20 protein-coding genes are annotated in these 15493 nt (G+C 54.1%); 16 read left to right on the top strand and 4 right to left on the bottom strand.

Annotation, left to right across the window (positions count from 1 at the left end; translation table 11 throughout):
* Positions 1–50: 50 nt before the first annotated feature.
* From NYR02_RS15905 to NYR02_RS15895, 3 genes are all read left to right on the top strand, one after another.
* Positions 51–1064: a putative solute-binding protein gene (locus tag NYR02_RS15905; protein WP_260977338.1), complete on the top strand. Its 1014-nt coding sequence runs from the start codon at positions 51–53 to the stop codon at positions 1062–1064.
* Between the two features lie 157 nt (positions 1065–1221).
* Positions 1222–2337 carry an NAD(P)/FAD-dependent oxidoreductase gene (locus tag NYR02_RS15900; RefSeq protein WP_260977337.1) on the top strand — a complete coding sequence of 372 codons (1116 nt, stop codon included), beginning with the start codon at positions 1222–1224 and terminating at the stop codon, positions 2335–2337.
* 264 nt (positions 2338–2601) lie between these two features.
* Positions 2602–2853, top strand: coding sequence for a hypothetical protein (locus tag NYR02_RS15895; protein WP_260977336.1), 252 nt, complete (start codon positions 2602–2604; stop codon positions 2851–2853).
* Between the two features lie 39 nt (positions 2854–2892).
* Here NYR02_RS15895 and NYR02_RS15890 read toward each other — a convergent pair whose 3' ends face one another.
* The gene (locus NYR02_RS15890) at positions 2893–3603 is read right to left on the bottom strand and encodes a TetR/AcrR family transcriptional regulator (RefSeq protein ID WP_260977335.1); all 711 of its coding nucleotides are present in this window, start codon (positions 3601–3603) and stop codon (positions 2893–2895) included.
* A 202-nt stretch (positions 3604–3805) separates the two neighbouring features.
* Here NYR02_RS15890 and NYR02_RS15885 point away from each other — a divergent pair, with 202 nt between their 5' ends.
* The 3 genes from NYR02_RS15885 (at position 3806) to NYR02_RS15875 (ending at position 5970) form a co-directional block, all read left to right on the top strand.
* Positions 3806–4516 (top strand): hypothetical protein, encoded by a 711-nt coding sequence (locus tag NYR02_RS15885; RefSeq protein ID WP_260977334.1) that lies wholly within the window; start codon positions 3806–3808, stop codon positions 4514–4516.
* 117 nt (positions 4517–4633) lie between these two features.
* Positions 4634–5113: a hypothetical protein gene (locus tag NYR02_RS15880; RefSeq protein ID WP_260977333.1), complete on the top strand. Its 480-nt coding sequence runs from the start codon at positions 4634–4636 to the stop codon at positions 5111–5113.
* A 110-nt stretch (positions 5114–5223) separates the two neighbouring features.
* Positions 5224–5970 carry a DUF481 domain-containing protein gene (locus tag NYR02_RS15875; protein WP_260977332.1) on the top strand — a complete coding sequence of 249 codons (747 nt, stop codon included), beginning with the start codon at positions 5224–5226 and terminating at the stop codon, positions 5968–5970.
* Between the two features lie 30 nt (positions 5971–6000).
* Here NYR02_RS15875 and NYR02_RS15870 read toward each other — a convergent pair whose 3' ends face one another.
* Together NYR02_RS15870 and NYR02_RS15865 are read right to left on the bottom strand one after the other, a co-directional pair.
* A complete protein-coding gene (locus tag NYR02_RS15870) occupies positions 6001–6453 on the bottom strand; it encodes a flavodoxin domain-containing protein (protein ID WP_260977331.1) in 453 nt (150 codons plus the stop codon).
* A 99-nt stretch (positions 6454–6552) separates the two neighbouring features.
* The gene (locus tag NYR02_RS15865) at positions 6553–6945 is read right to left on the bottom strand and encodes a hypothetical protein (RefSeq protein ID WP_260977330.1); all 393 of its coding nucleotides are present in this window, start codon (positions 6943–6945) and stop codon (positions 6553–6555) included.
* Between the two features lie 73 nt (positions 6946–7018).
* Here NYR02_RS15865 and NYR02_RS15860 point away from each other — a divergent pair, with 73 nt between their 5' ends.
* The 4 genes from NYR02_RS15860 to NYR02_RS15845 all read left to right on the top strand — a co-directional run bounded on the left by NYR02_RS15860 (position 7019) and on the right by NYR02_RS15845 (position 11015).
* Complete coding sequence (locus NYR02_RS15860; protein ID WP_260977329.1) at positions 7019–7894, top strand: DUF6685 family protein; 876 nt, start codon at positions 7019–7021, stop codon at positions 7892–7894.
* A 171-nt stretch (positions 7895–8065) separates the two neighbouring features.
* A complete protein-coding gene (locus tag NYR02_RS15855) occupies positions 8066–9094 on the top strand; it encodes an AraC family transcriptional regulator (RefSeq protein ID WP_260977328.1) in 1029 nt (342 codons plus the stop codon).
* Positions 9095–9262: 168 nt separating this feature from the next.
* Positions 9263–10477: a glycosyltransferase family 4 protein gene (locus NYR02_RS15850; protein ID WP_260977327.1), complete on the top strand. Its 1215-nt coding sequence runs from the start codon at positions 9263–9265 to the stop codon at positions 10475–10477.
* Complete coding sequence (locus NYR02_RS15845; protein WP_260977326.1) at positions 10431–11015, top strand: phosphatase PAP2 family protein; 585 nt, start codon at positions 10431–10433, stop codon at positions 11013–11015. The genes NYR02_RS15850 and NYR02_RS15845 overlap by 47 nt, the downstream gene beginning before the upstream one ends.
* Before the next feature lie 18 nt (positions 11016–11033).
* On the opposite strand, the gene dinB is transcribed toward NYR02_RS15845, so the two are convergent.
* Positions 11034–12167: a DNA polymerase IV gene (gene dinB, locus NYR02_RS15840; RefSeq protein WP_260977325.1), complete on the bottom strand. Its 1134-nt coding sequence runs from the start codon at positions 12165–12167 to the stop codon at positions 11034–11036.
* A 266-nt stretch (positions 12168–12433) separates the two neighbouring features.
* On the opposite strand from dinB, the gene NYR02_RS15835 reads away from it, so the two are divergent.
* The 6 genes from NYR02_RS15835 to NYR02_RS15810 are packed head-to-tail and all read left to right on the top strand — an operon-like array spanning position 12434 to position 15479.
* A complete protein-coding gene (locus NYR02_RS15835; protein ID WP_260977324.1) occupies positions 12434–12793 on the top strand; it encodes a HopJ type III effector protein in 360 nt (119 codons plus the stop codon).
* 1 nt (position 12794) lies between these two features.
* Complete coding sequence (gene minC, locus NYR02_RS15830; RefSeq protein ID WP_260977323.1) at positions 12795–13487, top strand: septum site-determining protein MinC; 693 nt, start codon at positions 12795–12797, stop codon at positions 13485–13487.
* A 42-nt stretch (positions 13488–13529) separates the two neighbouring features.
* Entirely contained in the window at positions 13530–14336 is an 807-nt protein-coding gene (gene minD / locus NYR02_RS15825) for a septum site-determining protein MinD (RefSeq protein WP_260977322.1), read from the top strand.
* Position 14337: 1 nt separating this feature from the next.
* Positions 14338–14592: a cell division topological specificity factor MinE gene (minE, locus tag NYR02_RS15820; RefSeq protein WP_260977321.1), complete on the top strand. Its 255-nt coding sequence runs from the start codon at positions 14338–14340 to the stop codon at positions 14590–14592.
* On the top strand, positions 14589–15131 hold the full coding sequence (locus NYR02_RS15815) for a paraquat-inducible protein A (RefSeq protein ID WP_260977320.1): 543 nt from the start codon (positions 14589–14591) through the stop codon (positions 15129–15131). Before minE ends, NYR02_RS15815 begins: the two co-directional genes overlap by 4 nt.
* 33 nt (positions 15132–15164) lie before the next feature.
* Complete coding sequence (locus tag NYR02_RS15810) at positions 15165–15479, top strand: peptidylprolyl isomerase (protein ID WP_260977319.1); 315 nt, start codon at positions 15165–15167, stop codon at positions 15477–15479.
* Positions 15480–15493 lie beyond the last annotated feature (14 nt).

Below are 15493 nucleotides of genomic sequence, written 5' to 3'. Positions count from 1 at the left end.
TATGATGAGCGGGCAGATGACCTGCATAATAATAAACAAAGGTCCTGATTATGTTTTCTACCGTCTCACGCGGCGTATTCCTGTTGGCCGCCCTGCTGTGCAGCCTTTCTTCAGTCCATGCGGATATCGTCAAACGTACATTCTGTGTGTTCGATCCGGTCGGTGCCAAAGGGCCGATTTTTGATGCCATGCGCGATTATCAGACCAGCGCCCTGTCCTGGGGAACTGAACTTGAGTTGAAAGCCTATACCAACGAAGCCGTAGTTCTGGCCGATTTTAATGCCGGACACTGTGATGCCATGGGCGTTACCGGCACCCGGGTGCGTCCTTACAACGCCTTCACGGCCAGTATCGAAGCGCTCGGTGGTATCAGCGACTACCAGCAACTGCAGGATTTGATCGGCATGCTGGCCAAACCTCAGGCAAGTAAATATATGCAGCAGGGTGACTATGAAGTGGCCGGCATCATGCCCGGTGGCGCGGTGTATATTTATGTACGCGATAAAGCCATTAATTCGGTTGAAGCGGCGGCCGGTAAGCGTATCGCCACTCTGGATTACGACAAAGCTTCGGTCAGAGTAGTCGAACACGTGGGCGCCACGATGGTGCCGTCCAGCGTTGCGACGTTTGCCCCGCGCTTTAACAATGGCGATGTCGATATTGCCTATGCTCCGGCCATCGCTTATCAGCCGTTCGAAATGTACAAAGGATTGGGCGAAAAAGGGGGTATCTACCGTTTCAGCATGGCGCAGATGAACTTTCAGCTGCTGATACACAGCAAGCGCTTTCCAGCACAATTTGCCCAGCAGAGCCGTGAATTTGCTTTCCGCAATTTCACCAAAGCCATGGAACATATCCGTGTGGCCGAAGCCGGAATTCCTGAGCATTACTGGATCGACCTGCCAGCGAAAATGATGGATGAGTATCAGGAGATGCTGCGCCAGATTCGTCTGGAGCTGACCGCTGCCGACGTCTATGACCCACGCATGATGAAACTGATGTTCCGCCTGCGCTGCCGGGCCAATCCCAGCCATTTTGAGTGTGCCGAAAAAGCTGAGGGCTGATGTAGCTACTCCCCTCCCGGCGTCGATACGCAGGTCGTTTTTACGACCTGCGCACCTATAAAGGCGTCTGCTTCCGCACTGATATCCTTTACAATTCTGCCAGACCTCAGATTCCGTGCTCTGCCCGGCGCGGACACATCATGGTGATTTTCAGCCTATGACAGACTTCGATTACTGCATCATCGGCGGCGGCGTCATTGGCCTTGCCTGTGCTTATGAACTCAGCCAGCACGGTTCCGTACTGTTGCTGGAAAAAAACGCACACTTTGGCGCAGAAACCAGCAGCCGTAACAGTGAAGTCATTCACGCCGGACTCTACTACACACCCGGATCGCTGAAAGAGCGCCTGTGTATCAGTGGCAAACAGCGTTTGTACCAATTTTGCCAGGAGTTTGATGTACCGCATCAGGCCACCGGTAAACTGATTGTCGCCGCTGAAAGCGGAACGGAAGAATTACAGCGCCTGCTGAATAAAGGACAACGCTTAGGCATTCCATTGCAATGGCTGGATCAACAACAATTGCGGAATATCGAGCCTGAAGTCAGCGCCTATGCTGCGCTGTTTTCACCCGGCACCGGCATCATTGACAGCCATTGTTATATGGAGCGCCTGGCGCAGCAGGCCGAACAACGCGGCGCATTATTGCTCAAACACTCACAGGTTCTTTCTGCCAGCGAGCGTGACGATGGCTGGCAAGTAGCGGTCAGCAGCGCGGATGGAACAACCCATATTCACTGCTCGGCACTGATTAATGCCGCCGGATTACAGGCCCAGACAATGGCACGGGCACTGGGCGTTGAAGAGAATCAGATTCCAGACCTTCACCTCTGTCGCGGGCATTACTTCAGCTACCAGGGAAAAAGCCCCTTCCGTCATCTGATTTACCCGCTACCGGAGAAAAATCTGGCAGGACTGGGCATTCACGCCACCCTCGACCTTGGCGGTCAGGTACGTTTCGGGCCCGATACCGACTATCTGCCAGCCGCTAGCACGCTGGATTATCGGGTGGATCCGGCGCTGGCAGCCGTTTTTGCCAGCGCCATTAAGCGTTATTTTCCTGGCCTGAAAACACAGCAATTACAGCCTGATTACGCCGGTATCCGGCCCAAATTGCATACAAAGCATGAGACCGCCGCAGACTTTATTATTCACCGCCCCAGTGACAGCCCGCCAGCGGTGCATTTGTTCGGAATGGAAAGTCCGGGTCTGACCGCTTCCCTCGCTGTTGGCACTTTTGTAACAGAAATGTTACAAAAGAAGGCTCAGGAGTAGCTTTCCCATCACCAGCCATCGTTGTGTGCCGGAGTAATTCATCTAAAGAATCATAGAGTTATACGATTCAGAGCCGCCAGCACGGTGAATTGTGCGTTTATGTTACAGCCGCACTACACTGTAATCCGATAGCCCGCTGGTGATGCACAATCGGCTTACGAATGCTCACCATAATTCCCTGATACGACACAAGCATGAGACAACGAGCTGCTAATCTGAAGAACAGTTGTTAAGACAAACAGTTTGAACGAACAGGGGAACCCTATGAGCCAAGCGCTGCCTGTTAAACAAGCAGAGATCCAGTACGGCGAAATCAGCACGATTTTGTCTGAAAAAGTGATGATTCCGATCAGCTGCGATCATTGCCGGCAGGACACCGACGTCAGTATTGAAACGCTGAAAAGCAAACACGGAATTCTGTGTGAGCATTGCAGCCATGTGCGTACCTTCAGCGCCACAGAAATGCGCCTGATGCGCATGCTATTGGCTCAGGCCGGCTACCACTTCGCCCTCTGACAGCGCTTTGCCCCATGGCGGGACAAAGCGCAGCAACCTTCAGCCTGCCAGCAGACCCGGCAGCAACAGGGACAGGTGTCGGCGCAGAACAACCGACACCTCCGTTAAATTCAGTTCCTCTTCATTTTTCAGCAATGCGCTGTATTCCAGAGAATGGAACAAACCCAGCAGAATTTCTGCATCGGCTTCCGGTTCTGCCGAATTGGTGACGTTACCGAAAAACTCGGCGGCTTTATCAAACAACGCCTTACGGTGCATCTGAGCCAGCTTACGGATGCTGTCATTAACAATGGCTTCGTAGCGGAATGCCTGCTCAGCAATCAACATGTCACGCTGACTGATAATCTGCTCATTCATATAAATTGTGAGCTGCTCAACCATAAAATCCAGCAGTGCTTTCTGCCCTTCCGCGCTGCTGAGATCCATACCAGCCATACTGGCCATGGGCTGATAAAACTGATGGGTAAACTCGTTAACCACTTCTAACGCCTTCTCCGTATACAGGGTGAAGGTATCGATGATCAGTTCCTGAATGTCTTTAAAGTAATACGTGGTTGCCGCCAGGGGTACTCCGGCTTCTTTGGCAACCGCACGGTGACGGATGCCGCGCACGCCTTCACTGATCACAATACGTAATGCTGCTTCCAGAATGATCCGGCGACGCTGCTCACTTTTGGCCCGGCTGGCTTTCCGGCCCTGGTACTGCAAGGGTTTGCTTTTGTTTATTGCTGTTTCAGCAACCAATGCCATGTTCGTCTCTCCGAATGTTTCACAGATATCGCCATTATTATGCGGATTGTCCGACGAAAGAAAAATGGCAAATATGCGCACTAAAGTACCACTTGTGCACATTTCATACTTTAGAATGGCAGAATTATCCGCTCAAAAACCTGTACTTACGTACTATTTTTAGGTTTCATAGGCTTAAAAATAACAATCACAGGATTTCAGTATGTTGAGCCACGACCACTTCCGGCCTTTTTTCTTCCATCGTTTTGCGCTTCTGTTACTGCTGATGCTGGGCTGCACTGCCACTGTTCAGGCGGACGAGCAAAGTAAACTCCGCTTCCTGCAACAGCAGTTTGATAACAGCGCCGACCATTCCCGTCTCTGGCAAAACGGCTGGTTCGGTTTATTTGCCGGATTCACTGCTGTGAATGGCATTGCCTATACGCAAACCGACGGTGAGCACAATAAGTATGACCGTGTTGTCGGTTTTACCACCAGCTTCCTGGGCGCAGCCGATATGCTGCTTAATCCGATGGAAACCCATAATTTTGCCGATGATCTGGCGGCCATGCCAACAACCGACAACAATGCCCGCCAGGCAAAGCTGGCACAGGCCGAGCAATGGCTGAACACGGCAGCCGAGCGTGAGATATACGAACGCAGTCTGTTGAACCATGTGCTGGCTGGTCTGGTAAATGGCCTTGCCGGTCTGGCCGTTGCTTATGATGACAAGCGCCCTGCGGACGGCTGGATGACGTTTGCCAGTGGTATGATCGCCTCCGAAGTAAAAATTTACACCGCGCCGCAAACCATGACCGAAGCCCGCGAACAATACCGCAATGGCAACCTTGAGGCGGCAGCGGCAAAGTCTGACACCGCCTACTGGCAGGTTGCCGCTTTCGGGCCCGTGCTGAGCGCTACTTACCACTTCTGATGATCTGCCGCACGACCCCAGGCCGCGCCAATACTGGCGGGGCCTGATTTATCCCTTATCCGCCTGAGCGCTGGCACAGCTTCTGCATTCTCCGCTTAACGCCGGAGAATATGATTTATGCTCAACGCCCTGACCAGCTATCTGCAACAACAAGCGCCCATGATGCCGGAACAACATCCGGCAGATGCTGTACCGGGCAGCCAGATCGGAGCCACTGCAGCGGTTTCTGCCGCGTCTCCAGGCAAAACCGATACCGGCTCCGAGAACGACCCGTACTCGCCATCGCAACGGGCATTAATGGTCAGCGCTGTCGCCAGTGACTTCGATGTGCGTTCATTAGCGGCCGGTGACGTAAGCGATTTTCAAAGCCGTTTACAACAATACGGCTTAATTGGTGGTCGTGATCTCAATGCCTTTGCTCTGATCAACACGGCACGGGCTGAACTGGATGATGAAACTGCGCTCGATACCGTCGCGATTCTTGATGAGGCACGGCAGCAGTTCGGCGAACGCGGTACCGCCTACTCAGAACGCCAGCAAATCAACCGTTTGCATACCCTTATCCAGAATCTGGCATCGGCACGCATGGCCCAGTAGCCCAGTAGCATGGCGCCGCAGTCATTAGCCGTTATCCCGTCCATCACACAGCATGCAGCCCGGGAATTAGTTCCCTATAATGTCCGACTTTTTTACTAACGGAGTCCGACATGCGCTTCACGCTGCTCGCTGCTTTCAGCCTGCTCAGCTTCACCGCTCAGGCAATTACCAACGTTGAAGAAAAACGCGCCGCTGACGACCAGTTGGGCTGGTCCGGCAAAGCAGAAGTCGGCTTTGACGCAGAGTCAGGCAATAATGAAAAGCGGAAATGGAATCTCGGACTTAACGGCAACTGGCAGGATGACAACAAGCGCTTTTTTACCTGGGGCAGTCGCAGCTACGAATCCAGCAATGGCGAGCGCACCGACGATGACACCTTTATTCACAGCCGGTTAGTGCTTAACCGTCGCGAGATCTGGTCAGAAGAGTTCTATGCACAATACGAACGCGATCCGTTTGCGGCACTGGCACACCGCGCCCTGGTCGGTGCCGGTATGCGCTACCAGCATGCATTTGACGAACAAACCCGCTTGTATCAGGGATTGGGTTTTTTTCACGAAGAAGTACGCGAGCGTGTACTGGATGAAGACAACAGCAGCCAGCTGACCCGCCTGAGTTTATACACTCATATTCAATGGCGACTGGCCTACAGCAAATTGCAAAGTACTCTGTATTTTCAGCCATCGGTCGACGAACCGTCAGACCAGCGCGCCTTATGGCAGCTGGCACTGACGTTACCACTGGGTACGCATACCGATATTAAGTGGCAATGGCAGAGCCGTTGGGATACACGCCCACCGGAAGGCACCGAGTACCACAACCACCAGACGCAACTGAAACTGGTGGTGCGTTTCTGATTATCCTTCCACTCTCTGGGCGCGTCAGTGTCAGAGAGCTTTCTCCATCCACTCCTTCAGCCAGAACAAAGCATCTTCATCCGGCGTGACCGTCTCGGTCGCGTCAATGGTGACCCGCGGCACAGGCGCACTGCCCTGTAATTCGAAGAAACGGTCTTCAAACAACGCACCGGCACCACAAAAGGTTGCATCATATGAGCTGTCCCCAAGGCTGATAACGCCGAAAGGTTTGCCATTCTGCAATGGAAATTGCTGCTCAAGCTCAGCATAGAAAGGAATAATGTTGGCCGGTAAATCACCGCGACCGGTGGTTGAAGTGCAAATCAGTACGGCATCGCACTGACTGTCGTTTAAGGCCCCAACACTGGGATTCTCATCCAGAACAACCTGGTGGCCAGCGTGTTCCAGTTGCTGCTGTACCGCTTGGGCAACAATCCGTGCCGTCCCCGTCACACTGCCGACGGCAAGATAAATAACAGACATAAAGCCTCCGCAAAAACAGCGATTATACGCAATCGTTTATGCCGGGGCACGACAGGGCAACAACAATAACACCACCAGAAAACCGCAAAGGCAGCGGCATCAATAGCCGGACGGTACCTGCAGACGCTGGCTTTCTTGTTCAATATCCGCCAACAACGAGCGGAAACGACTTTCCAGCTCGCGCCGCGTCCAGATACTCAATGTGCCGTGTGCACGACACAATTGCAGCGTTTCTTCAAAAACCGCCCGCACAGACTCCGACAATTCCATGGCGGTTATCGTCTGCAGCAACAGCGGCAAAGCAACGTTCCACTCCAGCTGCTGTTCATTCAGGTCCTGGCACACAAACCAGTCCCGCAACAGTTCATTAAATAATGGCAACGGCTCACGCTGTGCCCGGTTATCGGTCAGCCCCGCATCTTTCAGCGCACGGTTTACGCGGGCCAGAACCTGCAAAGGCGATGGTGCAGAGGGTTCGGCGGACATAGCCATATCTCCCATTCATGCTTTACTTGTATTACTTTCATTCAGCATAGACGTACTTAAGCAGGACGATGCCAGACCCATGGATAATTCAGGAAAGCCCACGCCACCCGCACTCGATATTGAAAGCTTTTTCAATAATCTTATTCAGCGTCTGTTCCCGGTCTGGTACGCCACTCAGGCGGCAAAAGAACTGTCTCTGGCGCCCCTGGGCACCATCAATCCCAACAGTTTTCTCAGCCACCGCTGGCTGAGCCTGCAGGCCGTTGTGCAATCACTGCGGGAATCACTGCAACCTGCCGGAAAAGACTGGCAACCGCTGATTGATCTGATGGAAAAACTGCTGATCGAAAAAGAATACAAACGGCCGCTGTCGATAACCGCGATTGAAGGCGTGGAGTTCAGTCATCAGGAACAGGACTGGCCCAACCTGTATTCCTATGCAGAAAACAATTGCGCCGATATCGTGCCGGAAAGCGCCGATGATTTTGATCAGGCACTGCATACCGTTTTCCCCGATGCCGCCAAACCACATCGGGTGGTCTACCGCGAATGGGATGGCCGATATTATTGGGTGAACAAGGAAGAACCACGCCTGTTTGCTGCAACGTTGCTGTATGCGCAACAAAAACAACGAGATGCTTCTATTCAGGCGTTAATCAGTGTCGAGAGCCTCAATAATAAGGTTCTGGACCGTCTGCGTAACGATTACTGGCTGCTGTTGATGCAGCGTGACAGCGCTTATGTCATGCATGATCTGCTCAGCCGTGCTGACTTACCGGTAGCGCTGGCCGAGTTTGAATGGCGACGCAGCGACCTGGTCTTTCTGGTGGCCCGCAAAGACAGCCGCAAGGTGAACCGCGTTCTGCTGAATCTGATGAACAACCGCTCAACCCAGCAGATTACCGAATTTGGCCGTTTTCTTACCCGCCAGCATTTCCCCTTCCGTAATCATTAAGACCGATTTCAGCCCCCGGAAAGTATGTCAGCGAACATGCGAATGCGCATTCAAAGCATCGGTTTAACGGGGTTAATATATGCCATTGCTGGCCTGTCCAAAGCGTATAGCTCTTGATTTAACGCTAAAGCCTGTCATCCTATCGCCCAATATAACAATAACGGTATTCACATGATCCGAGGTACTTGGAGCCTGACCGAACCTCTGGTTCCGGTAAATATTCCGGCAACCATGATCCGTGTCGGCGCAGAGAAAGGCATCACCAGCGACGTCCTGCTGCTGAACACCGGCATCAGCCCCGAGCAGTTATCCGATCCGTCCGCCCGCCTGACCTATCAGCAAATGCTGCTACTGGCAGGCAACCTGATGCGTGATTATCCGGATGACACCCTGGGTCTGGATCTGGGCAAGGCCATCAATATCAACCAGTTTGGTATGCTGGGTTATGCCATTCTCAGCTGTGCCGATCTGCGCAGTGCGCTGCGTCTGGGGCTTAAATATCATTCACTGGTTGATCCGGCATTTACCTTTGAGGTCGTGGATCAGGGCGAAGCAACCGCCGTGCGCCTGACGTCGCATATTCCGTTCGAACACATGTATCGCCTAATGTGCGATGTGTTTATTGCCATCTTTGCCACCCTTGCACGCTTCCTGACCGGCAAAGATATCGACGCCCGTGAAGTGCATCTGAATCACCCGATGCCATCCTACGCCGATGAATATCAACACCTGTTTAATTGCCCGGTTCTGTTCGACCAGCCACGTACCGAATTTATTATCGACAGTGTTCTGCTCGATACGCCCCTGGCCATGGCCGACCGCGCCACGGCGGCAATGGCCGAAAGCCAGTGCGAAGAAATTCTGGCCCGTATGGGGCCGAAAGAAGGCATTGTTGCCAAAGTACGCCGTATCCTGCTCAGTAATCCCGGCACCTTTCCGCCGGTGGATGTGGTCGCCAGCCATCTGGCAACGTCCACCCGCACCCTGAGCCGCAGTCTGCAGGATGTTGGTACGTCGTATCAGCGTATTCTGGATGAAGTGCGCAAAGAAATGGCGATTGAATACCTGCGCAATTCTAGTCTGCCGATTGAAGAAATTGCCGCACTGGTTGGCTACAGCGACCCATCCAATTTCCGTAAAGCTTTCCGCCGCTGGACACAGCACGCGCCTTCCTATTACCGCGAAGAACGCGGTCTCTGACCTCTGTCCGGCCGGGGTTTCCTGGCCGGGCTGTCATGCATCGGTACAGTATTAATGAACGCCGGACGGCAATCTGCCGGAGTTCACCAGACCGTCACAGGGCTGAAATATAACTGTCACACTGCACCCGCAAAGTAAAAGTCATAATCCATCAGTCAACGATGACCTATGACTTTGACCGCAAGTTCCTCCACGCTGCAACGCGTGACCATAGTGACCGAGACCTTTGCCCCGGAAATTAACGGTGTTGCCAATACGCTCGGTCATCTGGTTCGTGGGCTGATATCACGTGGCATCGAAGTTCAGGTTATCCGCCCGCGTCAACACCGCACAGACCTCTCCGCCAGCCACGACAAACTGCACAGCGTCACCCTGCCTGGCCTGCCCATTCCCGGCTACAACGCCCTGCGCTTTGGTTTTCCGCTGATTAGCCGCATCCGTAAAGCCATTAACCGTTTCGCCCCTCAGGCAATCTACGTCGCCACCGAGGGTCCTATGGGCTGGGCCGCGGTCAGCGCCGCCCGCGCCAGTGGCATTACCGTACTCAGCGGCTTTCACACCAATTTCCATCAGTACATCGAACACTACCGCATGGGCGCGCTGGAAGGCCTGGCTTACCGTTATCTGCGTTACTTCCATAACCGCACCAGCGGCACACTGGTACCGACCCGTGTACAGCGTGACGAACTGGAAGCCCATGGCTTTCACAACGTGCGGGTAATGGCGCGCGGCGTCGACAGCCAGTTATTCAGCCCGGAAAAACGCAGCACAGCGCTGCGCCGCCAATGGGGCGTGCGTGACGATGACCTGGTATTGCTGTATGTCGGCCGTATTGCCGGTGAGAAAAATATGGATCTTGCACTGGCCACCTACCGCCGTCTGCTGGCCGCCGATGAGCGGGTGAAGCTGGTACTGGTCGGTGATGGCCCGGCACTGGCGGGAATACGTGAACATTATCCGGCGGTGATTTGTTGTGGCATGCAGCGCGGTGAAGACCTCGCCCGCCACTACGCCAGCGGCGATGTTTTTCTGTTTCCGAGTAAAACCGACACCTTTGGCAATGTCGTCACTGAAGCCATGGCCAGCGGCTTGGCGGTGGTCAGTTTTGACTATGCCGCCGGGCACGAACATATCCACAGCAGCCACAACGGCATGCTCGCGCCATTCGGCGATGATCCAAGCTATATGCGCTGTGCCGAAACCCTGCTCGACAGCCCGAACTTACTCCGGCGTCTGCGCCAGCAGGCCAGCCTGCATGCGCGCAGCATCAGCTGGAACAGCATTGTTGATGATTTTATCCAGCGCCTGAACGGCGCAACTGCGGAGGTAATCCAGCATGGAACTGAGCAAAACAATACAGCCAAAAGCCGCGCTACTGTTTAACAAAGCAGACCGCTTCGAACTGACGCTGTGCCAGCGTCTGAACCGCATGGGCCAGTACACATCAGTTCGCCTGTTTTTCAAAAGCATCAGCCGTCTGGGGGATGGCGTATTCTGGTACTGCCTGGCACTGTCCCTGCCGCTGTTTCAGGGCGCTGCCGGTCTGGCAGCCGTCGGCCATATGATGGTTACCGGTCTGCTCTGTGTGGCAATTTACAGCCAGTTGAAAAACCGGCTGGTGCGCCAGCGGCCGTTTATTTCCTGGGATGATATCCGTGCCCACACGGCACCGCTGGATCTGTACAGCTTCCCATCCGGTCACACCATGAATGCGGTCAACTTTGCCGTACTGTTCAGCGTGTTTTTTCCGGCCCTGTTCTGGCTGGTTGTGCCGTTCGCCCTGCTGGTTGCCCTGTCACGGGTAATTCTCGGCATGCACTACCCAACCGATGTACTGGTCGGTGCGGCGATTGGTCTGCTGATCAGCTACCTGTCGCTGGTTTTATGGCCACTGGGGATGTTTGCCGGCATCGTGATGTAATGGGGCTCTGCTGGCCACTCAGAACAGCGTCAGCTGATTGCGGTCGATCTCCGGCGTACGCCCGCCAATGCCCAGCAGGCGTACTGCTTTATTCTCACGTTGCAGCGCCAGCTTCAGTAATCGGGCAAAGCCCTGCTCGGAAGCCTGCTCGTGACTGTCAGCCATGGTGGTCTGGGTAAAGTCAGCAAATTTCACTTTCACAAAAGGCGCCAGCGCCTCTGCCGGCCAACCCGCTCGTTCCACCCGTTCATGCCAGCGTGCCAGTAATTGTGGCAACTGCGCCAGACAGTGTTCTTCACCGGCCAGGTCTTCGGCAAAGGTGCACTCCACACTCACCGATTTACGCGGCCGCTCCAGATTCAGCAGACGATGATCAATACCGCGTGAACGCTCATACAACACCGCGCCCATGCGACCAAAAGTACGCACCAGCTCGGTCAGCGGCCAACGGCGGATATCGGCACAGGTCTGCAATTTATACAGCGCGAGTTTTTTTTCCATGGCCGGGCCAATACCTGGAATTTTGCCAACCGGCAATGCAGCAACAAACTCATCGACCTGATGCGGCTTAACTGCCCACTGGCCGTCGGGTTTATTCCAGTCGGAAGCGATTTTGGCGAGGAATTTATTCGGCGCAATGCCAGCAGAAACGGTAATGCCCAGTTCGTTGCGTACCCGCTCACGGATCTGGCGGGCAACCTCGGTCGCGTTTTCCTGACTGGCGATTTCCAGATAGGCCTCGTCCACCGACACCTGCTCCAGCTGCAGTGCGTAATCCTGCAAAATGACCATCAGTTGTTGTGACACGTCACGGTACAGCGCCATGCGTCCCGGCAATAAGACCAACTGCGGGCAGAGTTTTTTTGCCTGCGCAGTGGCCATCGCCGAGCGCACGCCAAAGGTTCGCGCCGGATAATTACAGGTCGCAATCACGCCACGACGATCGGATTCACCGCCAATCGCAATGGGCAGCTCACGTAACGCCGGATTTTCGCGCATTTCGACCGCCGCAAAAAAACAATCGCAGTCGATATGAATGACTTTACGTTGCGCGGTTTCAGGCGGCTGAATTGCGGTTATCTGCGTTTCTGTTTGTTGCATGCTTTGCTGCCGTATTTCTGTGGCCGACACACCCTGGGGGCTGTGAGACATCGTATTTACTCCACGGATAACCTTTCCTGAGCACTACCCCTGATGAACCAACTCCGGCCAACCCCACAGCAAGTGGCAGCAGGCGGCTCTGGCATACAGATTAAAATACTGTATATTCAAACAGTACATTAATCAATCGCCATGACATCAACAGACACTGGTGTTAGCCTTGGCGACCTGTCATTAACAGCCCGGCGGCGAGTCGCTCATAAATCGTACAGAGCACAGCCTTTGCCATAGCACCCTATATCTACAGGTAATTCCGCGTGAACGATTTCTCTCAGGCCCAGGCCGCTTTCCTTATTGCCATCGACAGCAACGATCATTTATTCAGCAGCACACTGGCGTTTATTGAGCAGTGGTTTGATTTTACCCCCAGCGCATTCGATAACGGCGGCGTGCAAAACAGCGCAGAACAAAACCAGGGCAGCTGCAAAGTATTTGCCCTCGCGCAATTACTGCCACTGAACAAAGAACAGGCTCTGCGTTGCTTTGGTGAACATTACCGCGATGTGCAGGCCACGCCCGATGCGGATAACCACCACAACCTGCGTCGTGTATTACGCGATGGCCTGAGCGATATCCGCTTCGACCAGTTTCCATTAACTGCCAAAGCGCAGGCTTAATATGGATACCGCCGTCAGTCTCAAAGCGGGCCTGGTGCCTCTGACCACGCTGCATTTCAGCAGCAATAACGTCGCCGACATCCGCGCCGAGCTGGAAAAAAAACAGGCCGAAGCACCGGCGTTGTTCCGCCATTTACCCTGCGTACTGGATTTATCCACCCTGGATCACCAGCAACTGACGCTGGCGGATTTACAACAGATCTGTCGTGACTGTGGTCTGCTGCCCGTTGCAGTGCGCAATGCCGGCAATGACTGGCAGACGCAGGCAGAAGCCCTGCATCTGGCCGATCTGGGTAAAGGTACCAGCCGCGCGGCCGCTCGCCAGCAGGACACACCGGCCAAAGATTCAGGCAACGATACGCCGGCACCTGCACGTGCGGTCAAAATTCATACCGGCAATATCCGCTCCGGCCAGCAGCTGTATAACGACGGCGATCTGATTATTTTCGGCATGGTCAGCGCCGGGGCTGAGGTACTGGCAACCGGTGATATTCATATTTACGGCACCTTACGCGGACGTGCCCTGGCGGGGGTAAAAGGTGACGAATCGGCCATTATTGCCTGCCAGCAGTTCGATCCTGAACTGGTCGCCATTGCCGGTCAGTACCGCCTGTTTGAAGAACAGCAGGAGCAACGCCAGCAGCCTGTCGCAGTGAGCCTGCAGGATGGCACCTTGAACATCACCAGCGTTTGATAAATACTGCCCCACACATTGAATTTTCAGGGAAATACGGCTTTGGCAAAGATCATCGTTGTCACCTCCGGTAAAGGCGGAGTCGGTAAGACCACCACCAGTGCAGCCTTCTCCACCGCTCTGGCCATGAAAGGCCACAAAACCGTCGTCATCGACTTCGATGTTGGCTTACGCAATCTGGACCTGGTCATGGGCTGCGAACGCCGTGTGGTCTACGATTTCGTCAACGTCGTACAAGGTGAAGCATCACTCAAGCAAGCGCTGATTAAAGACAAACGTCTGCCTAATCTGTTTGTATTGCCCGCCTCCCAGACCCGCGATAAAGACGCTCTGAATTCAGACGGCGTAGAAAAAGTGCTGAACGAACTCAGCGCCGATTTTGATTACATCGTCTGTGATTCTCCCGCCGGTATCGAACACGGTGCGCATATGGCGCTGTATTACGCCGAAGAAGCCATCATCGTTACCAATCCGGAAGTGTCTTCGGTACGCGACTCTGACCGCATTATCGGTATTCTGCAGAGCAAATCACGCCTCGCCGAACAGGGTAAAAGCGTTAAAGAGCACCTGTTGCTGACCCGCTACAATCCAGAGCGCGTAGAGCGTGGCGAAATGCTGTCGGTACAGGACGTCGAAGACATTCTCGCCATTCCGCTGCTGGGTGTTATTCCGGAATCGGAAGCCGTATTAAAAGCATCAAACCAGGGTGTGCCCGTGGTACACGATGCAGAAAGCGATGCAGGCCAGGCTTATGACGATGCTGTTGCCCGCTACCTGGGCGAAGACCGTCCGCACCGTTTTCTTGAGAAGCAGAAAAAAGGCTTCCTGAAGCGCGTTTTCGGAGGTTGATATGAGCTTAATGGATTACTTCCGCAAGGAGCAGACCAGCAGCGCCAGTGTCGCCAAAGAGCGTTTACAGATTCTGGTAGCCCACGACCGCCTGCGTAATAACGGCCCGGAGTATCTGCCGCAACTGCAGCAGGAAATTCTTGCCGTTATCCGCAAATACGTTGTCATTGGTGAAGACGACGTATCGGTTCACCTAGAACAACAAGGCACCACCTCGGTACTGGAACTGAACGTTACCCTGCCGGATCGTAAATGATCCGGCTGCTGACACAACGCTGGTCAGAGGCTGGTCTTCTGCAGCGTTGCGGCCTTCTCTTCGCCCTCTGCAGTTACGCCTTACTCTGGCCCGGTGTGACCGAACCCATTATGACGCTGAGCGCACAGGTCAGTCTGTTCGGTTTAAAAACTCAGTTATTTCACGAAACCCGTTCCATCTGGGAAACCGTTCTCAAGCTGCATAACCTGGGATACACCCCGGTTGCCATTCTTATTGTCACGTTCAGTGTCATTATTCCGCTGCTGAAACTGGCGCTGATCATCTGCACCTGGTTGCTACCCTCGACCCTGCGCTGGCGCTTAATCACCGCACTGGGAAAGTGGTCTATGGCGGATGTGTTTGTCGTCGCTATTCTGGTGGCCTTTTTTACCGCCAAAGCAACCGCCGAAGTATCCGCCGAGCTGCTGCCCGGTTTTTACTGGTTTGCGGCATTCTGTTTATGCTCTGTTATTTCCGGACAGATGCTCACCAGTCAAACCACGACCGCGCCGCGCGCAGAAGTCGCGCAGCTGGACTAAGCTTATCCGCAGACAGATGATACCGGAGACGCTATGACCACCCTCGCCCTGCACCATATTCTGCTGAAAAGCCCCCTGCTGGCGGCTGACGTATTGCAAGAACTTCAACTCGGCGCAGAATTCAGTGAGCTGGCTGAAGAGTATTCAGCCTGCCCGTCGGCACGACATCAGGGCTTTGCCGGTTACCATGACAGCGACCAGCTACCCACTGAACTGCTGCGCGCCCTGAATGATCATGACAACGAATCGCCCTACGTCGGTCCGGTCAGAACCGCCTTCGGCTATCATATTCTGAAAGCCGTAGCGAAACCGGAACGTACTCTGCTGATTGATGAAGCCGAGCAATAAATTGGCTGAAAACA

The organism is Thalassolituus pacificus, from assembly GCF_025318105.1.
GTDB lineage: Bacteria > Pseudomonadota > Gammaproteobacteria > Pseudomonadales > Oceanobacteraceae > Venatoribacter > Venatoribacter pacificus.
This window is presented reverse-complemented; position numbering and strand designations above follow the sequence as displayed.

Excerpts from the sequence above, each read along its gene's own strand:
- NYR02_RS15905 (WP_260977338.1), top strand. The coding sequence starts at position 51 with ATGTTTTCTACCGTCTCACGCGGCGTATTCCTGTTGGCCGCCCTGCTG.
- NYR02_RS15900 (WP_260977337.1), top strand. The coding sequence starts at position 1,222 with ATGACAGACTTCGATTACTGCATCATCGGCGGCGGCGTCATTGGCCTT.
- NYR02_RS15895 (WP_260977336.1), top strand. The coding sequence starts at position 2,602 with ATGAGCCAAGCGCTGCCTGTTAAACAAGCAGAGATCCAGTACGGCGAA.
- NYR02_RS15890 (WP_260977335.1), bottom strand. The coding sequence starts at position 3,603 with ATGGCATTGGTTGCTGAAACAGCAATAAACAAAAGCAAACCCTTGCAG.
- NYR02_RS15885 (WP_260977334.1), top strand. The coding sequence starts at position 3,806 with ATGTTGAGCCACGACCACTTCCGGCCTTTTTTCTTCCATCGTTTTGCG.
- NYR02_RS15880 (WP_260977333.1), top strand. The coding sequence starts at position 4,634 with ATGCTCAACGCCCTGACCAGCTATCTGCAACAACAAGCGCCCATGATG.
- NYR02_RS15875 (WP_260977332.1), top strand. The coding sequence starts at position 5,224 with ATGCGCTTCACGCTGCTCGCTGCTTTCAGCCTGCTCAGCTTCACCGCT.
- NYR02_RS15870 (WP_260977331.1), bottom strand. The coding sequence starts at position 6,453 with ATGTCTGTTATTTATCTTGCCGTCGGCAGTGTGACGGGGACGGCACGG.
- NYR02_RS15865 (WP_260977330.1), bottom strand. The coding sequence starts at position 6,945 with ATGGCTATGTCCGCCGAACCCTCTGCACCATCGCCTTTGCAGGTTCTG.
- NYR02_RS15860 (WP_260977329.1), top strand. The coding sequence starts at position 7,019 with ATGGATAATTCAGGAAAGCCCACGCCACCCGCACTCGATATTGAAAGC.
- NYR02_RS15855 (WP_260977328.1), top strand. The coding sequence starts at position 8,066 with ATGATCCGAGGTACTTGGAGCCTGACCGAACCTCTGGTTCCGGTAAAT.
- NYR02_RS15850 (WP_260977327.1), top strand. The coding sequence starts at position 9,263 with ATGACTTTGACCGCAAGTTCCTCCACGCTGCAACGCGTGACCATAGTG.
- NYR02_RS15845 (WP_260977326.1), top strand. The coding sequence starts at position 10,431 with ATGGAACTGAGCAAAACAATACAGCCAAAAGCCGCGCTACTGTTTAAC.
- dinB (WP_260977325.1), bottom strand. The coding sequence starts at position 12,167 with ATGTCTCACAGCCCCCAGGGTGTGTCGGCCACAGAAATACGGCAGCAA.
- minC (WP_260977323.1), top strand. The coding sequence starts at position 12,795 with ATGGATACCGCCGTCAGTCTCAAAGCGGGCCTGGTGCCTCTGACCACG.
- minE (WP_260977321.1), top strand. The coding sequence starts at position 14,338 with ATGAGCTTAATGGATTACTTCCGCAAGGAGCAGACCAGCAGCGCCAGT.
- NYR02_RS15815 (WP_260977320.1), top strand. The coding sequence starts at position 14,589 with ATGATCCGGCTGCTGACACAACGCTGGTCAGAGGCTGGTCTTCTGCAG.
- NYR02_RS15810 (WP_260977319.1), top strand. The coding sequence starts at position 15,165 with ATGACCACCCTCGCCCTGCACCATATTCTGCTGAAAAGCCCCCTGCTG.